Raw genomic sequence first — 1,152 nt, forward strand, 5'->3', positions numbered from 1 at the left:
GCTATTTTAACAAAAACCTCTTATCAGGTGTCCTAAATTAGTTGACCACTACAAACTAATGAATTTTTAGGCTACTCAACATATCAAACCTACAGTGTTCAAGTTCATGAGTAGTATTTCGCCCCCACAGCTCAAAGAGCAAACCATTAAAGCGAACATAAGAAAAATAGATATCAGTATCTTTTAACTTAATATCGTTTTTAACCTTTTTACTGTAGTCGCTATATAACGTATTTAATATTTCTTCTGATTTTTCGCGGTCATCTAGAACTAGGTTGAGAGTCTCGAGCATACCAAATCTATCGAGTTCTGTTAGCTCATGACCATACTGTTTTCTGGCATATACACTGTTAGAACGGTAAGATATTTTATTGATTTTCTTATTGAGGCCTATATCTAGCAAGTCTAGTTGACCATTTATCTTACCTAACTCAATGTTGTTAACATAATAATAGTTGTCACTTGTTAGCTGAGTATATAATGGTGAGTTCTCAAAACGTTCTAAAAATAAATCTTTATCCATCACTTCTATAAAGTCATCTCTTCGCACGCCAGTATCGATAAATTTTATTTTGTTCCTAGCATAACGACTATATTTATATTCAACACAAGGGCCTAGATTTGTGAAACTTGGAGGATCTAAATAAACATTTCTATAAGCATCAAATTTTGAGTCAAATATTGGTTCTATCGGTTGCGCTTTGCTTTGAATGGACAGGGTCAATATAATGACAGTGCTAAATAGTTGAAGGTATCTTGTATACATGATAACGCCTATTATTTGATTTGATTACTGATATTAATATATGCTTCTATCATTGCGGATAATATCCCATTGCCATTTAAATGAAGCGAGATTATTCTCATAGAATTCATTAAGTTGAATATCTTGATTAATGCCTGAAGGATCGAGCTTATCATTGTAATCCATAATATTATCAGTATAACCTTGGTAAAACTGATGTTTGGCTGAGCTACTAGTCTCAAAAGTATGCGGTAACCCTAATGTGTGCCCTAGCTCATGGATAGTAGTTAGTGCATGGTATTTGCTACCGTCATATTTGTACATTACCCCTAAATTTCCTGCTTCATCTATGTATAGTCAATCTCACCTAAAAATGTTATAAACTAATTATTAAATCGAATTGCTAT

General features: G+C 32.9%; 2 protein-coding genes. Both read right to left on the minus strand.

Annotated features, from left to right (window positions below; all coding sequences use genetic code 11):
- Positions 1-55 precede the first annotated feature (55 nt).
- Positions 56-766, minus strand: a complete 711-nt coding sequence (locus EI164_RS16225; RefSeq protein WP_192521005.1) for a hypothetical protein — start codon at positions 764-766, stop codon at positions 56-58.
- 33 nt (positions 767-799) lie between these two features.
- Entirely contained in the window at positions 800-1,069 is a 270-nt protein-coding gene (locus EI164_RS16230; protein WP_192521006.1) for a zinc-dependent metalloprotease, read from the minus strand.
- Between the last annotated feature and the right edge of the window lie 83 nt (positions 1,070-1,152).

The organism is Psychrobacter sp. FME13, from assembly GCF_014861395.1.
Classification (GTDB): Bacteria; Pseudomonadota; Gammaproteobacteria; order Pseudomonadales; family Moraxellaceae; genus Psychrobacter.